Source organism: Streptomyces sp. WG5, from assembly GCF_049974565.1.
Taxonomy (GTDB): domain Bacteria; phylum Actinomycetota; class Actinomycetes; order Streptomycetales; family Streptomycetaceae; genus Streptomyces.
Map to the genome: position 1 here is coordinate 1 of NZ_JBNGGC010000075.1, position 6,962 is coordinate 6,962.

The window sequence follows — 6,962 nt, forward strand, 5'->3', positions numbered from 1 at the left end:
TGCGGACGGTCTTCCCCGACCTCGACGGCGAGCCCTACCAGCACATCCTCACCCCCACCGAAGCCCACCTCACCCTCACCGTGGAGGACGCGCGGTCGGTGGAGCGGCGGGATCGGCTGGTCCACGACATGGCACGGCACGGATTCGAGCTGGACCGGGACATGCCGTTGCGCGCGATGCTGCTGACGACGGGGCCCGGCGAATCCATGCTGATGCTGACGTTGCATCACATCGCCGGTGACGGCTGGTCGATGGCGCCCCTGGCCGAGGACCTGGTGACCGCCTACGCGGCCCGGCGTGAGGGCCGGTCGCCGCAATGGTCCGCGATGCCGGTGCAGTACGCCGACTACGGCATCTGGCAGCACGAACTGCTCGGCGAGGACACCGACCCCGACAGCCTGCTGCGCCGCCAAGCCGCCTACTGGACCGAGCACCTGCGCGGCCTGCCCGACGTCGTGTGCCCGCCCACCGACCGGCCGCGGCCGTCCGAGGCGTCGCACCACAGCGAGATGTTGCCGTTCGAGATCGACGCCTCGACCCATGCCACCCTGCGGGAGCTGGCGCGGGCCCACGGGGCGACGCTGTTCATGGTGCTCCACGCGGGCCTCGCCGGGTTGATGTCGCGGCTCGGTGCCGGAACGGACATCGCGGTGGGCTCACCCATCGCCGGACGCACCGACGAGGGCCTCGACGACCTGGTGGGCTTCTTCGTCAACACCCTCGTCATGCGGACCGACACCTCGGGACGGCCGTCCTTCGCCGATCTGCTGGCGCAGGTCAGGGAGACCAGCCTGGCCGCCTACACCCACCAGGACATTCCCTTCGAGTACCTGGTGGAGAAGCTCAACCCGCAGCGCTCCACCGCCCACCACCCGCTCGTCCAGGTCATGCTCACCCTCCAGAACACCGCGGAGGTGCGCTTCGACCTGCCCGGGCTCCAGGCACGGCTGGAGAACCCGGGGCAGGGCAGCTCGCAGTTCGACCTGCTGCTGAACATCGGCGAGACCTTCGACGCGAACGGCGGCCCGGCGGGCATCACCGGCTTCGTCGAGTACGCCACCGACATCTACGACCCCGACACCGTCGCGGCGTTCGGGGCGCGGTACGTACGGCTGCTGACCACCGCCGCGGCCGCCGCGGACCTGCCGCTCGACACCCTCGACCTGCTGGCCCCGGCAGAACGCCGGCAACTGCTCGGCTGGTCGGGCGTGCACGGCTCGGCCCGGCTCGAACCGCTCACCCTGCCCGGCCTGTTCGCCGAGGCCGTGCGGCGCGCTCCGACGTCGCCGGCCGTCGTACGCGGCGAAGAGCAGCTGACGTACGCAGAACTGGACGCATGGTCGAACCGGATCGCGCGGCTGCTGGCCGACCGCGGCCTCGGTCCGGGCCGGCGGGCGGCGCTGCTGATGCGGCGCGGCCCCGGCCTGCTCGCCGCCCTGCTGGGCGTGCTGAAGACCGGCGCGGCCTACGTGCCCGTGGACCCTGACTACCCGGCGGACCGGCGGGCGTACATGCTCGGCGACGCGGAGCCGGCGGTGGTGCTCGACGACGAGTGGGTCCGACAGGACCTCACGGACTGGCCCGGCACGGGCCTCGGCATCACCGTCGACCCGGCGTACACCGCGTACGTGATCTACACGTCCGGTTCCACCGGCCGCCCCAAGGGCGTCGAGGTCACGCACGCCGGGATCGCCGGGCTCGCGGCGGCCAAGCGGGCCGCCTTCGCGCTGCGCCCCGGCGACAGGGTGCTCCAGTTCTCGCCCTCCAGCTTCGACGCCATGGTCTCCGAGATGGTGACCACCTTCAGTGCCGCGGCGACCCTGGTGGTGCCCGAGGAGACCGGCATCGCCGGAGGGGAGCTCGCCGAGCTGCTCCACCGCGAGCGGATCACCAACGCCACCCTCCCACCGTCCGTCCTGGTCACCCTGGAGGACACCCATGGGCCGGACCGGCTCACCGGACTGACCACGCTGGCGGTCGCGGGCGAGGCATGTCCGCCCGACGTGGCCGCGCGGTGGGCCCCGGGACGCCGGATGATCAACGCGTACGGGCCCACCGAGTCGACCGTGGGCGCCGCGATGAGCCCGCTGCCGGCCGGCCGGGAGACCGGAGTGGTGCCGATCGGGCGGCCCTTGCCCGGACTGGCCGGGCTGGTGCTCGACGAGCGGCTCGAACTGGTTCCGGCGGGCGTGTGGGGAGAGCTGTACGTGTCGGGGGCGGGCCTGGCGCGTGGCTATGTCGGCCGCCCCGGCCTGACGGCCGAACGGTTCGTCGCCTGCCCCTTCACCGGCCCCGGTGCGCGGATGTACCGCACGGGCGACCTCGCCCGCTGGAACGCCGACGGACGGCTGGAATACCTCGGCCGTGCCGACGACCAGGTGAAGATCCGCGGCTTCCGGATCGAACCCGGCGAGATCGAGGCCGTGCTGCGCGGCCGCCCGGACGTCGCCCAGGCCGCGGTGACCGCCCACGAACAGCAGGACGGCGTGAGCCGGCTCGTCGCCTATCTGGTGCCGGAGGAGGGGCGCGAACTGTCGGTGTCGGCGGTACGGGACACGGCGCGAGACCGGCTGCCCGACTACATGGTGCCCTCGGCCTTCGTCGTGCTCGACGCCGTGCCGCGCACGCCGAGCGGCAAGCTCGACCGGGCCGCGCTGCCCGCCCCCGACTTCGCGAGCACCTCCAGGCGGGCCGCCCGCACACCGCAGGAACAGATCCTCGCCACCCTCTTCGCGGACGTCCTGGGTGTTCCGGTGGTGGGCGTGGACGACGACTTCTTCCATCTGGGTGGTCATTCGTTGGTGGCGACCCGGTTGGTGAGTCGGGTGCGAGCGGTGCTGGGCGTGGAGTTGCCGTTGCGGGCGTTGTTCGACGCGCCGACGGTGGCGGGGCTCGCGGGTCGGTTGTCTGATGCGGCTTCGCGTCCGGTGCTGGAGCGGCGGGAGCGGCCGGAGGTGCTGCCGTTGTCGTTCGCGCAGCGCAGGCTGTGGTTCCTGTACAAGTTCGAGGGCGCCTCGGCGACGTACAACATGCCGCTCGCCCTCCGGCTCACCGGGAAACTGGACATCGGCGCTCTGGAGGCCGCGCTCAACGACGTGATCGCGCGGCACGAGCCGCTGCGCACGATCTTCCCGGACACCGACGGACAGCCCCACCAGCGGGTACTGGACGCCGCGGACGTGCGCCTGGAACTGACGCCGGAGCCGGTCCCCGAAGACGGGCTCGACGCACGGGTGGAGGAGTGCGTCCGCCACCGCTTCGAACTCGACCGTGAGGTCCCCGTCCGGCCCAGGCTGCTCAGCACCGGCCCGGACACCCACATCCTCGTGCTGACGATCCATCACATCGCCGGGGACGGCTGGTCGCTCGGCCCGCTCGCCGACGACCTCAGGAGCGCCTACACCGCCCGCCGCGAGGGTGGGCGGCCGAGGTGGTCCGCGCTGCCGGTGCAGTACGCCGACTACAGCCTCTGGCAGCACGAACTGCTCGGCGACGACACCGACCCCGACGCCCTCTTCGCCGGCCAGGCGGCCTACTGGGCCGAGCACTTGGCGGGCCTGCCCGAGGTCGTGAGCCTCCCCGCGGACCGGCCGCGGCCCCCCGTCGCTTCCCAGCGCGGCGCCGAGGCCCGATTCACACTCGACGCCCCGACACATGCCGCGCTGCGGGAGCTGGCCCGCTCGGCGGACGCCACCCTGTTCATGGTCCTGCACACCGGCCTCGCGGCCCTGCTCTCGCGGCTGGGCGCCGGCACGGACATCGCGGTCGGCTCGCCCATCGCCGGACGCACCGACGAGAACCTCGACGAGCTGGTCGGCTTCTTCGTCAACACCCTGATCCTGCGCACCGACACCTCCGGCGACCCCGCCTTCGCCGATCTGCTGGCGCAGGTCAGGGAGACCTGCCTGGCCGCCTACACCCACCAGGACATCCCCTTCGAGTACCTGGTGGAGAAGCTCAACCCGCAGCGCTCCACCGCCCACCACCCCCTGATCCAGGTCATGCTGGCCCTCCAGAACAACGCGGACCTGCGCTTCGACCTGCCCGGCCTGCACACCCAGCTCCTCGCCCCGGCCCCCGGCGGCTCACAGTTCGACCTCACCCTCAACCTGGTCGAAAGCTTCGACGAGGACGGCAGGCCCGCCGGACTGACCGGCATGATCGAATACGCCACCGACCTCTACGACGCCGCCACCGTGGACGCCTTCGCGGCCCGCTGGACCCGCCTGCTGGCCGCCGCCGCAGAGGACCCGCACCGCCGCGTCGGCGCACTGGACATCCTCGACCCCGACGAACGGCGCACCCTGGCCACGTGGAGCACGTCCCCCCGCACCGAGACGGAGGCGACCCTGCCCGAACTCTTCGAGAGGCAGGTGCGCGCCACCCCGCACGCACCCGCGCTGATCGACGCCGACGGCACGGTCTCCTACGCCGAGCTCGACGCGCGCGCCAACCAGATCGCCCACTGGCTCATCGCCCGGGGCGCGGGCCCCGAGTCCCCGGTCGGCGTCGCCGTCGACCGCTCCCGGACCCAGATCGCCGTCGTCCTCGGCGTCCTCAAGGCCGGAGCGGCCTACCTGCCGATCGACCCCGCACATCCCGCCGAGCGGATCGCCTACCTGGTCTCCGACGCCCGGCCCGCACTGGTGCTGGCCTCCCGGCCCCTGGACGTGCGGCTCCCGTTCCACCTCACCGACGACCCCGCTACCGCCGCCGCGTGGGACCGGCAGCCGACGCGGGCGCCCCGGGACAGCGACCGCACGGCGCCCCTGTGCCCGTCCAACGCCGCGTACGTCATCTACACCTCGGGCTCCACCGGCACCCCGAAGGGCGTGACCGTCACCCACGCGGGCCTCGCCGGCCTGACCGCCACCGCCGAGCGCTTCGGCCTCGGCGAGGGAAGCCGCACCCTTCAGTTCACCTCGTCCAACTTCGACGTGTCCGTGATGGAACTCCTGACGGGCTTCACCCTCGGCGCAGCGCTCGTGCAGACCGGCACCGAGCACCTGGTCGGCGACGAGCTCGCCGCCGCGCTCGCCACCCACCGGGCCACCCACCTGTTCATCCCACCGTCCGTCCTGGCCACCCTCCCGGCCTCCGCCGAGTCCGCCCTGCCCGATCTGAGGTCCCTGGTGGTCGCGGGCGAGGCCTGCCCGCCCGCCCTGGCCGCCCGCTGGTCCGCAGGACGCCTGATGATCAATGCCTACGGCCCGACCGAGGCCACCGTCTACGCCACCACCAGCCCGCCGCTCACCGGGGCGAACGCCCCCATCGGCACACCGGTCGTCGGTGCCCGCGTGTTCGTCCTGGACGGCTGCCTGGCCCCCGTGCCACCGGGCGTACCCGGCGAGCTGTACCTGGCCGGCCCGGGCCTCGCGCGCGGATACGTCCGCCGGCCGGGCCTGTCGGCGGAGCGGTTCGTGGCGTGCCCGTTCGACGCGCCGGGCGGCCGGATGTACCGCACCGGCGACGTCGTCCGGTGGAACGCGGACGGTCAACTCGAGTACCTGCACCGCGTGGACGACCAGGTGAAGATCCGCGGGTTCCGGGTGGAGCCGGGCGAGGTGGAGGAGGCACTGCGGCGGCTACCCGCGGTGGGCCAGGCGGTCGTGGCACCGTTCGTGCACGGGGGCGAGTTGCGGCTCGCGGCATACGCGGTCCCCGTACCCGTGCCGGACGCCGGGATCACGCCCGCGTCGCTGCGCGCGGACCTTCGGGAAGTACTGCCGGGCTACCTCGTGCCGTCCACGGTCATTCTGCTGGACGCGCTGCCGCTGACACAGAACGGAAAGGTCGACCGGGCAGCACTCCCCACACCGCAATACGCCGGGCACACCGCGACAGCGCCCCGCACACCGCAGGAGGAGATCCTGTGCGGCCTGTTCGGGGACATTCTGGGGGTGGCGTCGGTCGGGGTGGACGACAGCTTCTTCGACCTGGGTGGTCACTCGCTGCTGGCGACGCGTCTGGTGAGCAGGATCCGCCGTGTCATGGGCGTCGAACTGCCGCTGAGGGCGCTGTTCGAGGCGCCGACCGTGGCGGGGCTGGTACGCCGTCTGGACGCGGGGCAGGTGCGTCCGGCGTTGGAGGCGCGTCCGCGTCCGGAGTCGCTGCCGTTGTCGTACGCCCAGCAGCGGCTGTGGTTCCTGCACAAACTCGAAGGTCCGTCGGCGACCTACAACATGCCCTTCGCCCTGCGCCTCACCGGCGACGTCGACCACGACGCGCTGGAGGCCGCCCTCAACGACGTCGTGGCGCGCCACGAGTCGCTGCGCACGGTCTTTCCCGAGAGGGAGGGCCGGCCGTACCAGTGCGTGCTGCCGGTGGACGAGGCCCGGGTGCCCCTCACCGTCGAGCCGGTCACGGAGCCGGCCGTCACCCCTCGTATCGCCGCGACCATCAGGCACGGCTTCCGCCTCGACCGCGACGTCCCCGTCCACGCCCACCTGCTCGACATCACCGGGAGCTACGACGCGGTCCTGGTGCTGGTACTGCATCACATCGCGGGGGACGGGTGGTCGGCGGGCCCCCTGGCACGGGATCTGGTGGCGGCCTACGCGGCCCGCTCGGGCGGCGAGGCCCCGTCATGGCCGCCGCTGCCGGTGCAGTACGGGGACTACACCGTGTGGCAGCACGAGGTACTGGGGGACGTGGACGACCCGTCGAGCGTGGTGGGCGGCCAGTTCGCCTACTGGCAGAGGCAGCTGGAGGGAGCACCGGAGGAGGTGACGGTGCCGGGGGACCGGCCGCGTCCCGCCTCGGCGTCGTACGAGGGCGAAGTGATCGGCTTCGAGATCGGTGCCGACCTGCACTCCGGGCTGCGGGACTTCGCGCGGTCCGCTGACGTGACCCTGTTCATGGTGCTGCACGCCGGACTCGCGAGCCTGCTGTCGCGGCTGGGCGCGGGATCGGACATCGTCGTCGGTTCGCCGGTCGCGGGGCGGATGGACGAGGGGCTGGAC

1 protein-coding gene is annotated in these 6,962 nt (G+C 72.7%); it reads left to right on the forward strand.

Features of this window, described 5'->3' with window-relative positions:
- A partial coding sequence (locus ACP4IX_RS35770) for an amino acid adenylation domain-containing protein (protein WP_426558758.1) occupies nucleotides 1-6,962 on the forward strand: 6,962 nt, incomplete at both ends.